General features: G+C 55.5%; 19 protein-coding genes. 8 read left to right on the top strand and 11 right to left on the bottom strand.

From position 1 onward, the window contains the following. Positions 1 to 44: 44 nt before the first annotated feature. From nirC to nirB, 3 genes are read right to left on the bottom strand one after another with little or no spacing between them, the layout of a single operon-like run. The gene (gene nirC / locus DEU53_RS15240) at positions 45 to 848 is read right to left on the bottom strand and encodes a nitrite transporter NirC (protein ID WP_110867614.1); all 804 of its coding nucleotides are present in this window, start codon (positions 846 to 848) and stop codon (positions 45 to 47) included. A 30-nt stretch (positions 849 to 878) separates the two neighbouring features. Next, positions 879 to 1,205: a nitrite reductase small subunit NirD gene (gene nirD / locus DEU53_RS15235; protein ID WP_110867613.1), complete on the bottom strand. Its 327-nt coding sequence runs from the start codon at positions 1,203 to 1,205 to the stop codon at positions 879 to 881. Beyond that, positions 1,202 to 3,742, bottom strand: a complete 2,541-nt coding sequence (gene nirB, locus DEU53_RS15230) for a nitrite reductase large subunit NirB (RefSeq protein ID WP_110867720.1) — start codon at positions 3,740 to 3,742, stop codon at positions 1,202 to 1,204. The genes nirD and nirB overlap by 4 nt, the downstream gene beginning before the upstream one ends. A gap of 286 nt (positions 3,743 to 4,028) precedes the next feature. On the opposite strand from nirB, the gene DEU53_RS15225 reads away from it, so the two are divergent. Further along, positions 4,029 to 5,312 carry a cytosine deaminase gene (locus DEU53_RS15225; protein WP_110867612.1) on the top strand — a complete coding sequence of 428 codons (1,284 nt, stop codon included), beginning with the start codon at positions 4,029 to 4,031 and terminating at the stop codon, positions 5,310 to 5,312. 33 nt (positions 5,313 to 5,345) lie between these two features. Here the strand turns inward: DEU53_RS15225 and tsgA are convergent, their stop codons facing one another. Then, positions 5,346 to 6,524 (bottom strand): MFS transporter TsgA, encoded by a 1,179-nt coding sequence (gene tsgA / locus DEU53_RS15220; RefSeq protein WP_008101801.1) that lies wholly within the window; start codon positions 6,522 to 6,524, stop codon positions 5,346 to 5,348. A 262-nt stretch (positions 6,525 to 6,786) separates the two neighbouring features. Between tsgA and ppiA the strand changes: the two genes are divergently transcribed. The 3 genes from ppiA to DEU53_RS15205 all read left to right on the top strand — a co-directional run bounded on the left by ppiA (position 6,787) and on the right by DEU53_RS15205 (position 8,220). Then, positions 6,787 to 7,359: a peptidylprolyl isomerase A gene (gene ppiA, locus DEU53_RS15215; protein ID WP_008101803.1), complete on the top strand. Its 573-nt coding sequence runs from the start codon at positions 6,787 to 6,789 to the stop codon at positions 7,357 to 7,359. 98 nt (positions 7,360 to 7,457) lie between these two features. Next, positions 7,458 to 7,628, top strand: coding sequence for a YhfG family protein (locus DEU53_RS15210; RefSeq protein WP_101762654.1), 171 nt, complete (start codon positions 7,458 to 7,460; stop codon positions 7,626 to 7,628). Continuing rightward, positions 7,618 to 8,220, top strand: coding sequence for a putative adenosine monophosphate-protein transferase Fic (locus DEU53_RS15205; RefSeq protein ID WP_110867611.1), 603 nt, complete (start codon positions 7,618 to 7,620; stop codon positions 8,218 to 8,220). The genes DEU53_RS15210 and DEU53_RS15205 overlap by 11 nt, the downstream gene beginning before the upstream one ends. Here the strand turns inward: DEU53_RS15205 and DEU53_RS15200 are convergent. Together DEU53_RS15200 and DEU53_RS15195 are read right to left on the bottom strand one after the other, a co-directional pair. Further along, entirely contained in the window at positions 8,212 to 8,535 is a 324-nt protein-coding gene (locus DEU53_RS15200; protein WP_110867610.1) for a DNA-binding transcriptional regulator, read from the bottom strand. The genes DEU53_RS15205 and DEU53_RS15200 overlap by 9 nt on opposite strands. Next, positions 8,519 to 8,890 (bottom strand): type II toxin-antitoxin system RelE/ParE family toxin, encoded by a 372-nt coding sequence (locus tag DEU53_RS15195; RefSeq protein ID WP_110867609.1) that lies wholly within the window; start codon positions 8,888 to 8,890, stop codon positions 8,519 to 8,521. The genes DEU53_RS15200 and DEU53_RS15195 overlap by 17 nt, the downstream gene beginning before the upstream one ends. A 148-nt stretch (positions 8,891 to 9,038) precedes the next feature. On the opposite strand from DEU53_RS15195, the gene DEU53_RS15190 reads away from it, so the two are divergent. Next, entirely contained in the window at positions 9,039 to 9,614 is a 576-nt protein-coding gene (locus DEU53_RS15190) for an aminodeoxychorismate synthase component II (protein ID WP_110867608.1), read from the top strand. An 87-nt stretch (positions 9,615 to 9,701) separates the two neighbouring features. Next, entirely contained in the window at positions 9,702 to 10,922 is a 1,221-nt protein-coding gene (locus tag DEU53_RS15185) for an aspartate aminotransferase family protein (protein ID WP_110867607.1), read from the top strand. Here DEU53_RS15185 and DEU53_RS15180 read toward each other — a convergent pair. Continuing rightward, the gene (locus DEU53_RS15180; protein WP_110867606.1) at positions 10,919 to 12,997 is read right to left on the bottom strand and encodes a YccS/YhfK family putative transporter; all 2,079 of its coding nucleotides are present in this window, start codon (positions 12,995 to 12,997) and stop codon (positions 10,919 to 10,921) included. The two genes, DEU53_RS15185 and DEU53_RS15180, sit on opposite strands and share 4 nt — an antisense overlap. 58 nt (positions 12,998 to 13,055) lie before the next feature. Then, positions 13,056 to 13,688 (bottom strand): cAMP-activated global transcriptional regulator CRP, encoded by a 633-nt coding sequence (crp, locus tag DEU53_RS15175; protein ID WP_003852956.1) that lies wholly within the window; start codon positions 13,686 to 13,688, stop codon positions 13,056 to 13,058. A 305-nt stretch (positions 13,689 to 13,993) separates the two neighbouring features. Here crp and DEU53_RS15170 point away from each other — a divergent pair, with 305 nt between their 5' ends. Beyond that, the gene (locus DEU53_RS15170) at positions 13,994 to 14,398 is read left to right on the top strand and encodes an OsmC family protein (RefSeq protein WP_049851954.1); all 405 of its coding nucleotides are present in this window, start codon (positions 13,994 to 13,996) and stop codon (positions 14,396 to 14,398) included. 61 nt (positions 14,399 to 14,459) lie between these two features. Here the strand turns inward: DEU53_RS15170 and DEU53_RS15165 are convergent, their stop codons facing one another. The 3 genes from DEU53_RS15165 to DEU53_RS15155 all read right to left on the bottom strand — a co-directional run bounded on the left by DEU53_RS15165 (position 14,460) and on the right by DEU53_RS15155 (position 16,628). Beyond that, the gene (locus DEU53_RS15165) at positions 14,460 to 15,329 is read right to left on the bottom strand and encodes a phosphoribulokinase (RefSeq protein ID WP_101762648.1); all 870 of its coding nucleotides are present in this window, start codon (positions 15,327 to 15,329) and stop codon (positions 14,460 to 14,462) included. Between the two features lie 61 nt (positions 15,330 to 15,390). Then, positions 15,391 to 15,609 carry a YheU family protein gene (locus DEU53_RS15160; protein WP_007892223.1) on the bottom strand — a complete coding sequence of 73 codons (219 nt, stop codon included), beginning with the start codon at positions 15,607 to 15,609 and terminating at the stop codon, positions 15,391 to 15,393. 2 nt (positions 15,610 to 15,611) lie between these two features. Beyond that, a complete protein-coding gene (locus DEU53_RS15155) occupies positions 15,612 to 16,628 on the bottom strand; it encodes a hydrolase (RefSeq protein WP_110867605.1) in 1,017 nt (338 codons plus the stop codon). 60 nt (positions 16,629 to 16,688) lie between these two features. On the opposite strand from DEU53_RS15155, the gene DEU53_RS15150 reads away from it, so the two are divergent. After that, positions 16,689 to 17,291, top strand: coding sequence for a LysE family translocator (locus tag DEU53_RS15150; protein WP_110867604.1), 603 nt, complete (start codon positions 16,689 to 16,691; stop codon positions 17,289 to 17,291).

Genomic DNA, 17,291 nt, shown 5'->3' with positions numbered 1-17,291 from the left:
AGCTCATCCTGAAAAAAGCCCGCGCAAGGCGGGCTGAAAAAGTGTTATGCCGTTTTGAGCGGCGCGGCTTGCGCTTCGGCCTGCGGGCGCTGCGCCTGAGGTGTGGCGTACCAGTAACCGAGGCCCATCAGCACCATGCCGGAGAACATATTGCCCAGCGTCACCCACAGCAGGTTGTGGCCGATGCCGCTTAGCGTGAAGTCGGCATTATGCTGACCAAACCACGACAGCGCAAAGACCGTCATGTTGGCAATCGAGTGTTCGTAGCCGGAAGCGATGAACGCCAGCAAACACCACCAGATGGCGATGAACTTCGCCGTGCCTTCGGTACGCACCGCCATCCAAATCGCAAGGCAGACCAGCCAGTTACAGAGCGCGCCTTTAAAGAACAGCGCCATGGCTGGCTGCGTGGTTTTTGCCAGCGCCGCGCTGTGCAGCAGCGATCCGGCATTTGGCAGCAGCGGACCCGCCGCATAGTAATAAATCAGCGCGACGAATACTGAACCGACAAGATTACCCAGCCAGGTTTGCGGCAGCACGCACCATATCTGGCCTTGCTTGATGCTGCCGGCTTTGACGCCGATGGTCAGGAACATGGTGTGGCCGGTGAACAACTCGGAACCAGCGATGATCACCAGCGTTAAAGCGATACCGAAAGTCGCGCCCATCAGCAGCGGACGATAAGCCGGATCGACCAGATTGCCGAGCGTGAAGATCAGGATAATCGCCAGGCCAACGTAAGCGCCCGCCATCGCCGAGCTGATCCAGAAGGCCAGCGGGCTGTGCTGCGCCGTACGCACAATGCGCGCCGCGTTGGCGGCGCATTTATTCAGGGTGTCAGTAAACATAGTGACGTCTCATAAAGTGAAGGAATGCTGTCAGGCGCAGATCTCGACCTTGCCATCGCGAACGCGCACCGGATAGCTCGCCACCGAGCACGCTTCGTCTTCCAGACACAAGCCATCGCTCAGGCGGAAGCGCTGTTTCTTCAGTGGACTCGCCACCCACAGCGCCTGCTGATGCTCCGCAATCAGACCGCGTGACAACACGCTGGCCTGGGCGAAAGGATCGATATTGCTCAAGGCGTAGAGTTGCTCATCGTCGTGCGGACGGAAGAGGGCAATCTGCTGGCCTTTGATCAGCGCACATACGCCGGTCGCAGGCAGAATTTGGCTGAGTTCACACACCGAATGCCACTGGCTCATACGTCGATCTCCTCAATCAAAGTGACCGCAATGCGCTCGGCGGGTTGCGCCGGACGATGCTGATCGCGTTGGTTGATATGCTGTACCAGCGGATCGCGGCGATCGCTGTTGATAAAGGTGCGGAAGTGACGCTGCTGCTGCGGATCCTGCAGCGTCGCGGTCCATTCACATTCCACTGCCGCGCGCAGACGCGTCAGCTCCGTTTCCAGCTGTGTATTCAGACCGAGTTTGTCATCAATAATCACGCTGCGTAGATAGTCAATGCCGCCTTCCATGCTTTCCAGCCACAGCGAGGTGCGCTGCAGACGGTCGCCGGTGCGGATGTAGAACATCATGAAGCGGTCGAGATAGTGCAGCAGCGTATCGCGATCAAGATCGGCAGCCAGCAAATCGGCGTGACGTGGCTTCATGCCGCCATTACCGCACACATACAGGTTCCAGCCCTTCTCGGTGGCGATGATACCCACGTCTTTGCCCTGCGCTTCGGCGCATTCGCGCGTGCAGCCGGAGACGCCAAACTTCATCTTGTGCGGGGTACGAATGCCTTTGTAGCGATGCTCCAGCTCAATGCCGAAGCCGAGGCTGTCCCCTACGCCAAAGCGGCACCAGACGCTGCCGACGCAGGTTTTCGCCATGCGCAGCGCTTTGGCATACGCTTGTCCGGTTTCAAAACCGGCATCAATCAGCTGCGTCCAGATCGCTGGCAGATCGTCGCGCTGCGCACCAAACAGGCCAATACGCTGCGAGCCAGTGATTTTGGTGTAGAGATTGTACTGGCGCGCCACGGCGCCAATCGCCATCAATCCTTCCGGCGTGATTTCGCCTCCGGCCGAGCGCGGGATCACCGAGTAAGTACCGTCTTTCTGAATATTGCCGAGGAACAGATCGTTGCTGTCCTGCAGCGGTGCGAGCTGTGGCTTCAGCACATATTCGTTCCAGCAGGAAGCCAGCAGTGAACCAACCGTCGGTTTACACACCTCGCAGCCGTAGCCCTGACCATATTTCGTCAGCAGCGCGTCGAACGATGTGATCTCTTCCACGCGAATCAGGTGATACAGCTCCTGACGCGAATAGGGGAAGTGCGCACACAAATGATTGTTCACTTCGATGCCCTGACGGCTCAATTCAGCGTTCAGCACCTGAGTAATCAACGGAATACAGCCGCCGCAGCCGGTGCCGGCGCGGGTTTCGGTTTTCAGTGCCGCGACGGTGTGGCAACCGCCTTGCACCGCTCTGACGATATCGCCTTTGCTGACGTCGAAGCAGGAACAGATTTGCGCGCTGTCCGGCAGCGCATCAGCCCCCATTACCGGCTTCTCGCCGCTGCCCGCAGGCAGGATCAGCAACGCCGGATTTTCCGGTAGCGCGATGTTATTCAGCGCCAGCTGCAGCAGATTGCCGTAATCGCTGGTGTCACCGACCAGCACCGCGCCCAGCAGCGTGCGGTTATCTTCGCTAACGATCAGGCGCTTATAGATATTTTTCTGCTCATCGAGCCACACGAAGCTGCGCGCGCCCGGCGTGCGGCCATGCGCATCACCAATGCCACCGACATCAACGCCCAGCAGTTTCAGCTTGGCGCTCATATCTGCTCCGGCAAACGCGTTGTCGCGGCCAACCAGCCGATCGCTGGCGACCTGCGCCATTTTGTAGCCCGGCGCGACTAAGCCATAAATACGGTTCTGCCAGGCGGCACACTCACCAATGGCGAAGATATCCGCATCGCTGGTCTGGCAATGATCGTCAATGGCGATACCGCCGCGCGCGCCCAGCTGCAGGCCGCACTGTTTGGCCAGCTTGTCTTGCGGGCGAATGCCGGTGGAGAAGACGATAAAATCGACATCCAGCGCGCTGCCGTCAGCAAACTCCAGCGTTTTACCGCTTTGCGCGTGATGGACGATCTGCTGGGTGTTTTTGCCGGTGTGGACGCGCACGCCCATCTGCTCGATCTTGCGACGCAGCTGCTCGCCGCCTTGCGGATCGAGCTGTTCCGCCATCAGCACCGGCGCGAACTCAATGACGTGGGTTTCGACGCCGAGGTTTTTCAGCGCGCCTGCCGCTTCCAGTCCCAACAGGCCGCCGCCAATTACCGCGCCGCGTTTGCTGCGGCGTGAACAGGCTTCAATGGCGTTGAGATCTTCAATGGTGCGATAGACATAGCAATCACTGCCTTCCGCGCCGGTAATCGGTGGAATCCACGGATAAGAGCCGGTGGCGAAAATCAGCGTGTCGTATTGCACCGCGCGACCGCTATTCGAGTGAATCAGTTTTTCATCGCGGTTAATGGTGATGGCGCGTTCGCCGAGCAGCAGCTTTACCTGATGCTTTTCGTAATACCCTTCGCGAACCAGTGAGAGTTCTTCGGCGGTGTGATGGGAAAAATAGGCGGAAAGGTGGACGCGGTCATAGGCGACGCGGGGTTCTTCACAGAAAACGGTTATCGCAAACTGATTAGATTCATCTTTGTCGATAAGTTCTTCTATAAAGCGGTGGCCGACCATGCCGTTGCCAATAATAACGACACTGTGCTTGCTCATGCTTGCCTCAAAAATTGCGGTATCTGCGCCTACCTTAGCGCGGCGCTTTTGGAACTTATTGATATACATCAAGCGCACCCTTATATACCTATTTCGAGTTATGTAACTGATTTTGAAAGAATTAGTTAAGTGGCTTATTTGGTTGATAATTACCTAATCATTTCTTCGCCGCACATTCCGTAGCGGCACGATTCATCGCGCAATAAATTGCACCGCTACGGAATGTGCCCGGGGTGACAGGGTTTTTCATGCTAGCTTTAGGTTTTGTGTTTTACAGGAGTACGGCATGGCCAACCCGTCACTGAAGTGGATCAACAACCTGCGCTTAGCGGGCCAGCAAGGCTTGTGGCAGATCGAAATCGCCAACGGCAAGATTGCGCAGATTCGCCCGCAGCCGCCGCAAACTGCAGCCCAGCCTGACGCGCTGGATGCGGAGGGCGGACTGGCGAGCGCGCCGTTTATCGAGCCGCATATTCACCTCGATACCACGCAAACCGCTGGCGAACCCGCCTGGAACCAATCCGGCACGCTGTTTGAAGGCATCGAGCGCTGGGCGGAGCGCAAAGCGCTACTGAGCCATGACGATGTGAAACAGCGCGCGCAGCAAACCCTGAAGTGGCAAATCGCCAACGGGATTCAGCATGTGCGGACTCACGTCGATGTTTCCGATCCCACGCTGACCGCGTTAAAAGCGATGCTGGAGGTGAAAGCGGAAATGGCGCCGTGGATCGACATCCAGATTGTGGCGTTTCCGCAGGAAGGGATTCTCTCTTATCCGAACGGCGAAGCGTTGCTGGAAGAGGCGCTGCGCATGGGCGCGGATGTGGTAGGCGCGATTCCGCACTACGAATTCACCCGCGAATACGGCGTGGCGTCGCTGCATAAAACCTTTGCGCTGGCTAATCGCTACGATCGGCTGGTGGATGTGCACTGCGACGAGATCGACGATGAGCAGTCGCGCTTTGTCGAAACCGTGGCGGCGCTGGCACACCGCGATGGCAACGGCGAGCGCGTCACCGCCAGCCACACCACGGCGATGCACTCCTACAACAATGCCTACACGTCGCGGCTGTTCCGTCTGCTTAAGCTCTCAAATATCAACTTTGTCGCCAATCCGCTGGTGAATATCCATCTGCAAGGGCGCTTTGATAGCTATCCGAAACGTCGCGGCATCACGCGGGTGAAAGAGCTGCTGGAAGCAAATATCAACGTCTGCTTTGGCCACGATGATGTGTTCGATCCCTGGTATCCGCTCGGCACCGCCAGCATGCTGCAGGTGCTGCACATGGGATTGCATGTCTGTCAGCTGATGGGCTACGAGCAGATTGATAATGGATTGCAGCTGATTACCACTAACAGCGCCAAAACCCTGCAGCTGACGAATTACGGTATTGAGGCAGGTAATGATGCCAGTCTGATTATTCTGCCGGCGGAGAGTGGATTTGATGCGGTGCGGCGTCAGGTGCCGGTGCGTTATTCAGTACGTAAAGGTGTATTGGTCGCTGCGACGCAGCCCGCCAGCAGTGAGATCTATTTAGCGGGAAAAGAAGCGGTAACCTTCAAACGTTGAAGAGCAGGGCGGACTGCGGTCCGCCCGTCAGACTTAGTGGGTGACGTGACCGTGCTGACGATGTTTGGTTACAAAGCCGAGCAGAACACACATCACAAACACCACGGCGTACAAACCGTTAGCCGTTGAGAGCGCAGCATGTGCGCCACCTTGCGCCACGATTGGGCCGGTTACCACGAAGGTCAACATGGTGCCGACGGTGCCGCAGGTCAGGATGAAGTTCACCAGCTTCGGTGAAGAGACTTTGGTTTGCAGCGATCCCAGCGTGATGATGGTGGTGTAAATCGCGCTGGAGCTGAAGCCCAGCGTCATGATGATCCAGTGCAGCATGCTGGCGTCTTTGGAGGTGACGAACCAGTACATCAAGCCGGTTGCCAGCGCCGCCAGCACCATCAGGATGCGCTGCAGATCGAAGAAGCGCAGCACGAAGCTGAACACCCACATGCCGACCATGTACGCGGTCCAGAAGTTACCCACCAGCTGACCGGCAGCGGCGATATCCATGCCCATCGATTTGGTGGCGTATTCCGGCACCCACGAGATGAACCCGAGCTGGCCGAGGATATAGCAGAGTGCTGCAATCGACAGGAACAGCACGCCGATGCCCCATTTCTCTTTCTCAACGCCTGGCTTAGCGGCTTCGCTTTTCAGCACCGGGAACTCAATGAACAGCGTCAGCACAAAGATCGCGACATAAATGATGCCGATGCAGGCGTAAACCCAATACCACGGTAGCGCGCGCGCCAGTAAGATACCGGCGATGATCGGAAAGATGGTGCCCGCCATGCTGAAGAACGAATCGGTAAACAGCAGACGTGCGCCGCGCTGACGGCCATCGTACAGATGGGTGATCAGGAAGGTACCGATCGACATCGTGATGCCGCTGACGACGCCGAGGATAAACATGCACAGCGAGAAGACGGTGAGATCGTGGCTGGTCATCAGACCGGCAACGGCGAGGATCATCAGCACAAAGCCAAAGATCAGCTGGCGCTTCAACGGCACAATCACCATCAGCCAGGCGTTCAGGAACACCGACACCAAAATGCCCGCATTGAGGAATGTGAAGGTGTTGCTCATTTCTGAAATAGGGCGCTGGAAATACTGCGCGATATTGTCCAGCACCATACCGGTAACGATCACCAGTGCGCCAGTGAGCGCATAGGAGAAATAGCTAATCCAGGTAAGGCCAATGCGATTACGGTTTGTCATGTTCTGAACCTGTTAAGCGCCGAAGGTGGCAAAAAGTGTCATGAATTGTAAGTGTTGCTGTGATCTTAATAAACAACGAGTGTAACAAGGCGGAAATATTTCATTGAGAGTGTGATTTTCATCACGCAAATGATTGCGTGGCGGCAAAAGTATGACAATAGCAACATCCACGTAAATATCGGTAAAACGCTGGCTCTTGGATCACATGCTCTTTACAATCAATCTCGTTTTTGAGCTAGCTCTCCATGGTAAGGAATCTTTCATGCTTAAACGTACTTTGACAGCGGCGGTTGCCCTGTTAGCGCTCTCTTCCGTATCGTCTGCCGCGCTCGCCGCAAAAGGCGATCCTCATGTGCTGCTCACCACCTCTGCGGGCAATATTGAACTCGAACTGAACAACCAGAAAGCCCCGGTTTCGGTGAAAAACTTTGTTGATTACGTCAACAATGGTTTCTACAACAACACCATTTTCCACCGCGTTATTCCTGGCTTTATGATTCAGGGCGGCGGTTTCACTACCGACATGCAGCAGAAGCAAACGGTAGCGCCGATCAAGAACGAAGCCGACAACGGCTTGCGTAATCTGCGCGGCACCATTTCGATGGCGCGTACCGCAGATAAAGACAGCGCCACCAGCCAGTTTTTCCTCAACGTAGCCGATAATGCGTTTCTCGATCACGGTCAGCGTGATTTCGGCTATGCGGTATTTGGTAAAGTTGTGAAAGGCCAGGATGTGATCGACAAGATTGCGCAGGTCCCTACCAAAGATGTGGGACCGTACCAAAATGTGCCGTCAAAACCGATTGTTATCCTCTCCGCCAAAGTCCTGCCTTGATTCTGAAACGCGCCATTTTCGCATGGCGCGTAATTGGCTCTCCGGCAAAGCAAAAAATTGCTGCTTATACTTAGGGCTCATTGCTTGCCGGAGGCGCTATGACTAGCAAACTCACTGAGAAACAGAAAGCCACTTTGTGGCAGCAGCGCCGTGCTGCGAGCTACCAGGCCAGCTGTCGACTGGCCGGATATACCTATAGTGAAGCGCTTATCGATGCCGAACATGCTGAGGAGCGACTCGAGTCGCTGAGGAGGCAATATGGTGGATAACAGCTTAGCGGTACGCGATCCCTATTTGTGGCACAACGACAATGTGTTGAAGAATCGCCTCGATATTCATGATGAAGCCCAGCTGCGCAAAGCGGAACTGGCTTTCAGCACCGCGCGCCTGGCGACGTTAGAACTTGGCCAGCGCAGCATCGGTTTGCCACGTCTTTGCCATATTCATCGCACGCTGTTTCAGGATCTCTACAGCTGGGCGGGAGAATTGCGCACCATTGATATCTGGCGCGATGAAACGCCGTATTGTCATTGCGAATACATCGAGAAAGAGGGCAACACGCTGATGCAGGCGCTGGAGGAAGAGCGCGGCCTGGCTGACCTTGAGCAGGAAGCGTTCGTGGCGCGTATCGCACATTACTATTGTGAGATCTTCGTGCTGCATCCGTTCCGCGCCGGCAATGGCCGCGCGCAGCGCATCTTCTTCGAGCAGTTGGCACTGCATGCCGGGTATCAGCTTTCGTGGGAAACACTCGAACGCGATGCGTGGCGCGCTGCGATCTCGGCGGGCGTCGCCGGCGATCTGGCACCGCTTGCCGCGCAATTTGCGAAAGTGGTGAGCCCGGCGAAGGTTTTACAGTAACACTTCAAGCCCGTGTTTTTGCACCACGGACAACAGCTTAAGAGAGATTCCGCCGGGGCGTTTAGCCCCGGTTTCCCATTTCTGCACGGTTGACACACTGGTGTTGAGATAGCGGGCAAAAACCGGCTGACTAACATTCAAATTTTCGCGCAAGTTCTTAATCGCCTGCGCATCGAGCGCGGCGACATCGCCCAGGCAACGTTCATCAAAATCACGCATGCTCTGTTTGCTGATGGCATCTACTTCAAACAATCCGGATGCCGCGCTGTGAATGGCTGCAAAAGCCGGACTTTTAAATTTACGCGTTATGGCCATGACACATCTCCACTAACTCCCGAACGGCGAGCAGCCGATTCAGAGTCTCATTTGAAATTAGCGAGTATTGTTTTGCCAGCTCACGAAAGCCCTCAAGTTCGCTTTCACTCAGGTTGCTCTGATCCTGTTTGGCAAATAAAAAGGTATAAATCCAGTTTTTACCCCCTTTGGCCAGAATGATGGCGCGATCGCGATTTTGCTGCAGACGCTTTTTAAATACGCCACCACCCAAATCATCGGCATAACCCAGTTTTACTGCTGCAATTGCCCGACAAAGTTCTTTATCGCCAATGAGATGCCGACGGGCTTGCTTACTGAACCATTTGGTTTTGAATACTCGCGTTGTAGCTGACATAGTCACTCTCCAAAATATAGCACTGGGTGCGAGAGTAATCAGAATCTTTTTCGTCAGCTAGCGGGTATTAAGATTGAAGGTGTTAACATGGCTTTTTTGCGACCTTTCTTGCGCCAGTTGCCGCAATGACACACTGCTACGACCTACTATGCTGCTGCTAATCGATAACTACGACTCCTTCACCTGGAATCTCTACCAATACTTCTGCGAGCTGGGCGCGGATGTGCGTGTGGTGCGCAACGACGCCATTACGCTGGATGAGATAGCAGCGCTGCCGCTGACGCATCTGGTGATTTCGCCGGGCCCATGTACGCCGGATCAATCTGGCATCTCGCTCGCGGCTATTCGCCATTTTGCCGGGCGCTTGCCGATCCTCGGCGTTTGCCTTGGACATCAGGCGATTGCGCAAGCCTATGGCGCGCAGGTGGTACGCGCGCGGCAGGTGATGCATGGCAAAACCTCGCTGATTCAGCACACCAACCAAGGTGTGTTTCGTGATCTGAATAATCCGCTTACCGTGACCCGCTATCACTCATTAATTGTGGCGCGCGATACGCTGCCCGCTGAGTTTGAAGTCACCGCGTGGAGCCTGCGCGACGGCCAGCCGGATGAGATCATGGGCTTCCGCCATCGCAGCTTGCCGCTGGAAGGCGTGCAGTTCCATCCGGAAAGCATCCTCAGTGAGCAAGGGCATCAGCTGCTGGCTAATTTCCTCAACGCGTAACTTATGTTTGCCTTCGTGTGACTTTTTATGCATATTTTGTGATTATAATTTCACATCAGCTCAACAAATAACCCGATGAGGTCGTCAATGGCAGCGGAAAAAATAGCGGTAACCCGGGAAACGTTCGATAACGTAATTTTGCCTGTTTATGCACCTGCGCAGTTTGTGCCGGTAAAAGGCAAAGGCAGCCGAGTGTGGGATCAGCAGGGCAAAGAGTATATCGATTTCTCTGGCGGTATCGCGGTGACTGCATTGGGCCATTGTCATCCGGCGCTGGTGGAAACGCTGAAAACCCAGGGCGAAACGCTGTGGCACACCAGCAACGTGTTCACCAACGAACCGGCGCTGCGTCTGGCGAGTAAACTGATTGCCGCGACCTTTGCCGATCGGGTGTTTTTCGGTAATTCCGGCGCGGAAGCCAACGAAGCGGCATTCAAGCTGGCGCGTTATTACGCCTGCAAAAAACACAGCCCGTTCAAAAGTAAAATCATCGCCTTCCATAACGCCTTCCATGGTCGCACGCTGTTCACCGTGTCGGTGGGTGGCCAGCCGAAATATTCTGATGGCTTCGGTCCAAAACCGGCGGATATCGTGCATGTGCCGTTCAACGATCTCGATGCGGTGAAAGCGGTGATTGACGACCATACCTGCGCCATCGTGGTCGAGCCGATTCAGGGCGAAGGCGGCGTAATGCCGGCTACGCCAGAATTTATGCAAGGCCTGCGCGCCCTCTGTGATGAACATCATGCGCTGCTGGTGCTGGATGAAGTGCAGAGCGGCATGGGACGCAGCGGCAAACTCTTTGCGTATGAACATTACGGTATCAAGCCCGATATCCTCACCACCGCCAAAGCGCTGGGCGGCGGTTTCCCGGTGAGTGCGATGTTGACCACCAACGAAATCGCCTCAGTAATGGCGCCGGGCGTGCACGGCACCACTTACGGCGGCAATCCGCTGGCGTGTGCCATCGCTGAAACCGCGCTGGATATCATCAATACGCCAAAAGTGCTGGAAGGCGTTGAAGCGCGTCGTCAGCAGTTTGTTGAAGCGCTGCAAGCCATCGACAGCAAATTCGCTATCTTCAGCGAGATTCGCGGCAAAGGTCTGCTGATTGGTGCCGCGCTGAAGCCGCAGTTCGCCAGCAAAGCGCGTGACATCCTCAACGCTTCCGCTGCGGAAGGGCTGATGATTCTCACCGCCGGTACTGACGTGATCCGTTTTGTGCCGTCGCTGGTGATTGAACCAACCGATATCGCCGAAGGCATGACGCGTTTCGCCAGCGCGATTGAAAAGGTGCTGGCCGCTTAATCCGCTTTCGGACGTAACACCTTGAGCCAGCGGCCATGATGCGGTCGCTGGCTCCACGCCAGCGAAGAGATGGTGTGCATCACGCTGAGGTGCTGCAAGATCCGCTTCACATGCTGTTCGACAATCGTCACCGGCCCTTCATTAAGATTCTCCGGCGCTTCCAGAATATTGCTGTCATTGCCCGGACCGTCATACGCCAGCCGTTGCTGACAACGCTGCAGCGCGATTTCACAGGATTGCAGATAACCTTCTGCCAGCTTCGATGTCAGCATGGTGTGCTCGCGCGCCAGAATCGTCATGGCATTAATATGCTCGACGATGAACTGACTGTGCGTAACCCACATGCGCATATCTTTCAGATATTGCAGGTTAAAGCCCGGCTCGCTCGATGCCTGGTTCAATGAGTTGAACAGCGCGTTGTGCGCCTGATTAACCTTTATGCGCTGATAAGCCAGTTTATCGGGCGACTGTTCCGGCCCCAGCAGCAGTTGCAGCGCCTCCTGATAGGCTTCCAGCGCATCGTGCGCGTTCTTGCGCAGCAGCCCGCTTTGCCACTGCGGCCACAGCCAAATCATCCCGGCGAAGGCAATTAAACAGCCCATCAAGGTATCCATCATGCGCGGCAGCAGAAACTGCGCGCCGTTCAGCGACAGCAATTGCAGCGAATACACCGCCGTGACGGTAAAGCCAATCATCGACCAGCCATAATATTTCCGCGTGATCAGATAGCTCGCCAGCGTAATCCCCAGCATAAACAGCAGCGTGATCGATTCCGGCACCGCCAGCTGCAGCGACGCGGCGGCGATCAGCAATCCGGCGAAAGTACCCAGCGCACGGTGCTGAATACGCACGCGCGTGGCGTTGTAACCGTTCTGGCTGACGAACATGATGGTCATCAGAATCCAGTAAGGTTTGGGGATGTTAAAGAACAGCGCCAGCGAGCTGCCAAACATCAGCATCACAGCGAAGCGGGCTGCGGTGCGTAACGCGGTGGATTTGAATGACAGATAACTGCGCAGCGCCGGCAACAGCGGCAAACGGCGCTGGCGATCGGCCATTAGGTCACGCGTGTAGAGCGGCTTCTGCGTACGCAACACGCGGGCGATGCGACTGAAGTGATACAGGCAGAAGTTGCCGACCGGATTATCCGGATGCTGGCGTGCAATTTTCTCCAGCGCGCCGAGCTGTTTCTCCATGTGAAAACGGTCCGGCAGCTGATGGTAGAGAATCGCATCCGCCAGCACGCGCAGCCGCGCCGAGATAATCTTGGCGTTCCAGCGAATCACCGCTTCGGCGTGGCTCTCCTCAACCAGCTTCTGCACCTCTTCGGGCTGATGCAAACTCACGGAGATGTGTTCCTGTAAATCCAGCGCAACCTGGAAAGCGCGCGTCAGGCGTTTGTGGCTGTTATCGCGGCTCGCCGACAGCATATGCATTTGCTGATAGCAGGTGGTGATGAGATCGACCGCCTTTTGCTGGCGCGCCAGCAGCGGCGGCAGCGCTTTCTCCGGATCGGTCAGCTGCGTCAGTAAGGTGTATTTGGCATCGCAGTAATCCGCCAGCTCGCGGAACAGCAGGCTGAGCGATTCGCGCATCGGCTGCTCTTTCCACAGCCAGAACCAGAACCAGTTGAACAAGCCGTACCACAGCGTGCCGCCAATATAGAGCAGCGGCGGCACCCATATCGGCATGCGTCCCACTAAGCTGAGCGTAAAGATGGCGGCGATGAGTGTGGCGGGCAGCAGGCGCGCGTGCAGCGGGCCGATTTCGCCGGTTACGCCAATCAGCAGCGGCAGCGCCAGTAAAATCAGCGGCAGCGGTATCTGGTAAGCGGTGAGGATTTGCATCAGGAAACTGCCGGTGGCAAACAGCGAACCACCCACAATCAGGCGTTTGAAGAAGCGTTTGTGCGGCGTATCCAGTCCCGCCATGTTGCAGCAGGCGGGCACTAACGAGAACAGCAGACCTTTTTGCAGATCGCCAAACAGCCAACCGAGAGCCACAGGCAGGCACAGCACCAGCGTTTGCCGCAGCGCATAGTTAACTTCGGGATGATAGATGATTCGGCGCCACATCAGCTCATCGCAAATAGAAACGGCGCGATGTTGCCATCACGCCGTGGGTGAGAAGAAATTAGCGGGTGCCGTAAACGACGATGGTTTTACCGTGTGCGGAGATCAGGTTCTGATCTTCCAGCATTTTCAGGATACGACCCACGGTTTCGCGTGAGCAGCCCACGATCTGACCAATCTCCTGACGGGTGATTTTGATTTGCATCCCGTCTGGGTGAGTCATCGCATCTGGCTGTTTGGCCAGATTTAGCAGCGTTTGCGCAATACGGCCGGTGACATCGAGGAAGGCAAGGTTGCCCACTTTCTCAGATGTCACTTGCAGACGACGCGCCATTTGCGACGAAAGTCGCATTAAAATATCCGGGTTTACCTGAATCAGCTGACGGAATTTTTTGTATGAAATTTCAGCCACTTCGCAGGCAGACTTCGCACGCACCCAAGCACTACGTTCCTGGCCTTCTTCGAAAAGACCGAGTTCGCCGATGAAATCCCCCTGATTGAGGTAGGAGAGAATCATCTCTTTGCCTTCTTCATCTTTAATCAGTACCGCTACGGAACCTTTTACGATGTAGTACAGCGTTTCCGCTTTCTCACCCTGATGGATGAGCGTGCTTTTGGATGGATATTTGTGAATATGGCAATGGGACAGGAACCATTCGAGTGTAGGGTCTGTTTGCGGTTTGCCGAGAACCATTCGCTATTATCCTCTGTTGTAATCGTGCCCAAAACACAGGGGGCATTTTTTCCCTGTCAGGCGGTTTAATCGTCGAGCGTTTCCAGTAAAGGAAAAATTATTCCGGGTGGACTCTTAAGCTACGCTTTTGATTCTTCCGGCCTTCGTCTGTAATGACGAAAATATTTTCAGCACTGTTTGTAGCACAGCTTTTGCGAGCTGTCTTGTGTTGTCTCGCTTCAGCAGAAGGGGGATTACTCTGGATTGCTGTTTGTCAGGTGAAAGCGTACTCTGGCGGCAAAACCGCCGCTTCAGGAGAAAGAATCATGCAGGCACGAGTGAAATGGGTGGAAGGTCTTACCTTTCTCGGAGAATCCTCATCCGGCCATCAGGTATTGATGGATGGTAATTCCGGTGATAAAGCGCCAAGTCCAATGGAAATGGTGCTGATGGCCGCGGGCGGCTGTAGTGCTATTGATGTGGTGTCGATCCTGCAAAAAGGGCGCAGCGATGTGGCCGATTGCGAAGTGAAGCTCACATCGGAACGCCGTGAAGAAGCGCCACGCATTTTTACCCACATCAACCTGCATTTTATCGTTAGCGGTAAAGCGTTGAGCGATAAGGCCGTTGCGCGTGCGGTTGATCTGTCAGCGGAAAAATATTGTTCGGTAGCGATCATGCTGGGTAAAGGCGTGGAAATTACCCACAGCTATGAAGTGATCGAGTTATAACTCGGATTGTAGCGGCGCAATTTATTGCGCAATAAATTGCGCCGCTACGGAATGACTTCGCTTATTCAATCCGCTTCCCTTCAATCAGTCGCTGTACCAGCGGCAGCATAATCAGCTCCATCGCCAATCCCATTTTGCCACCCGGCACCACCAGCGTATTGATGTGCGAAATAAACGATCCCTGAATCATCGCCAGCAGATAGGGGAACGCGATGCCTTCCAGACCACGGAAATGAATCACCACGAAGCTTTCGTCGAGCGACGGAATTTCGCGTGCGGCAAACGGGTTTGAGGTATCAACGGTCGGCACGCGCTGGAAGTTAATGTGGGTGCGCGAGAACTGTGGCGTGATGAAGTTAATGTAATCCTCCATTGACCGTACCACCGAATCCATCACCGCTTCGCGTGAATGGCCGCGCTCGCTGGTGTCACGCACCAGCTTCTGAATCCACTCAAGGTTAACAATCGGCACCACGCCAACCAGCAGATCGACATGCTCCGCCACATTTTGCTGCTGCGTGACCACGCCGCCGTGTAAGCCTTCATAGAACAGCACATCGGTGTTTTCCGGCAGCGGCTGCCACGGCGTAAAAGTGCCCGGCACCTGATTCCACGGCACGGCTTCATCGTAGGTATGCAGATATTTGCGCGATTCGCCAAGGCCAGTTTGGCCGTAATGTTTAAACGTCTGCTCCAGCAGGCCGAAGTCGTTGGCTTCCGGGCCGAAGTAGCTGATGTGACGCCCGAGATCGCGCGCCTTGCGGATCGCCATGTCCATTTCCGGACGTGTGTAGCGATGGAAACTGTCGCCTTCGAGTTCCGCCGCATGCAAATTCAGCTGCTGGAAAATTTTACGGAAGGCGAGGCTGGTGGTGGTGGTTCCGGCGCCGCTGGAACCGGTGACGGCAATAATTGGATGCCTGGCTGACATAACAGAGCTCCCTGTGAAGTCCGGCGATGAGCATTGTTACCACGAATTGCCGCGGGGTGCATCAGCCGCGGAATTCACCCTTCGGCATAATATTGATCGATTCATGCAGTTCCGACCACACCAGCACCACGTCGCCGCGCTCCAGTTGGCGGCGTACGTCGGCGACTTTTTGCAGCAAACTGCGTTCCTGCTCGCCGTAATCAGTGCCTTCGCGTAACACGAAGGTTTCAATCAGGTTTTCCAGCGTGTCCGCTTCGAGTTCTTGCCAGGGAATAATCACAATTACACATCCAGATAGGTTGAGAGCCAGTCGGGCACGCGCTGTTCCAGCCACATTTTCGGTTTAAGAACGGTGCCGCCGACGAAACCGACGTGGCCGCCTTGCTGCGTCAGCTGATACTGAATGGAGGCTGACAGCTGGTCAGGTTGCGGAATAACGGCATCGGTCATAAAGGGATCGTCTTGCGCGTGAATGATCAACAGCGGTTTACGCACGCCGGTCAGCAACGGCATCGCGCTGGCTCGTTGATAATAGTCGTTGGCGTCAATAAAACCGTGCGCACGTGCGGTTATCGCATCATCGAACTCGCGTAAGCGGCGGAAAGCACGTAACTGGCTGAGATCGACCGGCAGCGTGCCAGGCCAGGCGCGCAGTTTGCGCGTGGCGTTCTTTTTCAGCTGCGTCAGTAAATAGTGCTGATAAAAGCGTGAAAAACCCACATCCAGCTTGCCGCTGCACGGCTCGAGCGCCAGCGGCGCTGAGATGGCGATGCCAGCATCAATCGGTGCATCGTGACCTTGCTGACCCAGCAGGCAAGCGAGCATGTTGCCGCCCAGCGAAACGCCGACGGCGGCGGTGGGTACGCTGCCCCATTCGCGCTGCAGCCAGTGAAGGAAGTAGGTGGCGTCTTCGGTTTCACCGGAGTGATAGATGCGCTTTAAGCGATTAGGCTCGCCGCTGCAGCCGCGAAAGTGCATTACCACCGCCAGCCAGCCGCGTGCCTGACACGCCTGCATCAGGCCGTGCGCATACGGGCTGCGAAAGCTGCCTTCCAGTCCGTGAAACATCACCATGCGCGGTTTATGACGCGCCTGCGCCGGATCTTCACTCCACGCTAAATCGACAAAATCGCCGTCCGGCAGGTCAAGACGCTGCCAGTGCGGACGTAACGTAACGCGGCGCCGCAGAATACGCGGCAGCAGCGTTTGCAGATGCGCGTTACTGAATCCGCGCAGGGGTTTAAAACGCTCGCCGCTGGGGCGATCAAAATAGCTTGGGTAAAGGCTTGTCTGATGCATAAGTCGCTGATAGCTTCGATGGGTTGTTCGCTTTACTGGGTGAGGAGCACCCGAATATACATGGAACTGAGTCTTTTTTTATCAATGTTAGGTTTTCTCTGGGTCGCGGCCATCACGCCCGGGCCCAATAATATGTTACTTACCGCCTCGGGTGCTAATTTTGGCTTCCTGCGCACCATTCCGCTGCTGATTGGTATCATGATTGGTATGCAAGTCATGTTGCTAATGGTGGCATTTGGCATCGGCGGCCTCATCCTGCTTTATCCCTCGTTGCATCTCATCCTGAAGATTGCCGGTAGCCTTTATCTGCTGTGGCTGGCATGGAAAATCGCCAGCGCCGAGTATGAAAAACTGGAAACCGACGATGTCACGGTGAAGCAGATGCCTTTCTGGCAAGGCGGCTTGCTGCAGTTGATCAACCCGAAAGCCTGGCTGATGGCGCTCGGCGCGGTGGCCAGCTTCAGCCTGGCGGGCAGCGAATATCTGCATTCGGTGGTGGCGATCAGCATCGGCATGTTCATGGTGAACGTGGTTTCTGGGGTGATCTGGATGGGCTTTGGCTCACTGATTGGACGTCTGCTGCGCAGCCCACGCGCGTGGAAAATCTTCAATCTGGCGATGGGCTTGCTCACCGCTGCCTGCGTATTGCTGATTTGGCGCTAA

The sequence above is a fragment of the Pantoea sp. AG1095 genome, from assembly GCF_003208415.1.
Classification (GTDB): Bacteria; Pseudomonadota; Gammaproteobacteria; order Enterobacterales; family Enterobacteriaceae; genus Pantoea; species Pantoea leporis.
The sequence above is the reverse complement of the archived record's forward strand: the minus strand, read 5'-3'. Positions and strand labels throughout refer to the sequence as shown.

Excerpts from the sequence above, each read along its gene's own strand:
- nirC (WP_110867614.1), bottom strand. The coding sequence starts at position 848 with ATGTTTACTGACACCCTGAATAAATGCGCCGCCAACGCGGCGCGCATT.
- nirD (WP_110867613.1), bottom strand. The coding sequence starts at position 1,205 with ATGAGCCAGTGGCATTCGGTGTGTGAACTCAGCCAAATTCTGCCTGCG.
- DEU53_RS15185 (WP_110867607.1), top strand. The coding sequence starts at position 9,702 with ATGGCAGCGGAAAAAATAGCGGTAACCCGGGAAACGTTCGATAACGTA.
- DEU53_RS15150 (WP_110867604.1), top strand. The coding sequence starts at position 16,689 with ATGGAACTGAGTCTTTTTTTATCAATGTTAGGTTTTCTCTGGGTCGCG.
- tsgA (WP_008101801.1), bottom strand. The coding sequence starts at position 6,524 with ATGACAAACCGTAATCGCATTGGCCTTACCTGGATTAGCTATTTCTCC.
- DEU53_RS15155 (WP_110867605.1), bottom strand. The coding sequence starts at position 16,628 with ATGCATCAGACAAGCCTTTACCCAAGCTATTTTGATCGCCCCAGCGGC.
- DEU53_RS15170 (WP_049851954.1), top strand. The coding sequence starts at position 13,994 with ATGCAGGCACGAGTGAAATGGGTGGAAGGTCTTACCTTTCTCGGAGAA.
- DEU53_RS15190 (WP_110867608.1), top strand. The coding sequence starts at position 9,039 with ATGCTGCTGCTAATCGATAACTACGACTCCTTCACCTGGAATCTCTAC.
- DEU53_RS15200 (WP_110867610.1), bottom strand. The coding sequence starts at position 8,535 with ATGGCCATAACGCGTAAATTTAAAAGTCCGGCTTTTGCAGCCATTCAC.
- DEU53_RS15195 (WP_110867609.1), bottom strand. The coding sequence starts at position 8,890 with ATGTCAGCTACAACGCGAGTATTCAAAACCAAATGGTTCAGTAAGCAA.
- DEU53_RS15210 (WP_101762654.1), top strand. The coding sequence starts at position 7,458 with ATGACTAGCAAACTCACTGAGAAACAGAAAGCCACTTTGTGGCAGCAG.
- nirB (WP_110867720.1), bottom strand. The coding sequence starts at position 3,742 with ATGAGCAAGCACAGTGTCGTTATTATTGGCAACGGCATGGTCGGCCAC.
- DEU53_RS15165 (WP_101762648.1), bottom strand. The coding sequence starts at position 15,329 with ATGTCAGCCAGGCATCCAATTATTGCCGTCACCGGTTCCAGCGGCGCC.
- DEU53_RS15225 (WP_110867612.1), top strand. The coding sequence starts at position 4,029 with ATGGCCAACCCGTCACTGAAGTGGATCAACAACCTGCGCTTAGCGGGC.
- ppiA (WP_008101803.1), top strand. The coding sequence starts at position 6,787 with ATGCTTAAACGTACTTTGACAGCGGCGGTTGCCCTGTTAGCGCTCTCT.
- DEU53_RS15180 (WP_110867606.1), bottom strand. The coding sequence starts at position 12,997 with ATGTGGCGCCGAATCATCTATCATCCCGAAGTTAACTATGCGCTGCGG.
- DEU53_RS15205 (WP_110867611.1), top strand. The coding sequence starts at position 7,618 with ATGGTGGATAACAGCTTAGCGGTACGCGATCCCTATTTGTGGCACAAC.
- crp (WP_003852956.1), bottom strand. The coding sequence starts at position 13,688 with ATGGTTCTCGGCAAACCGCAAACAGACCCTACACTCGAATGGTTCCTG.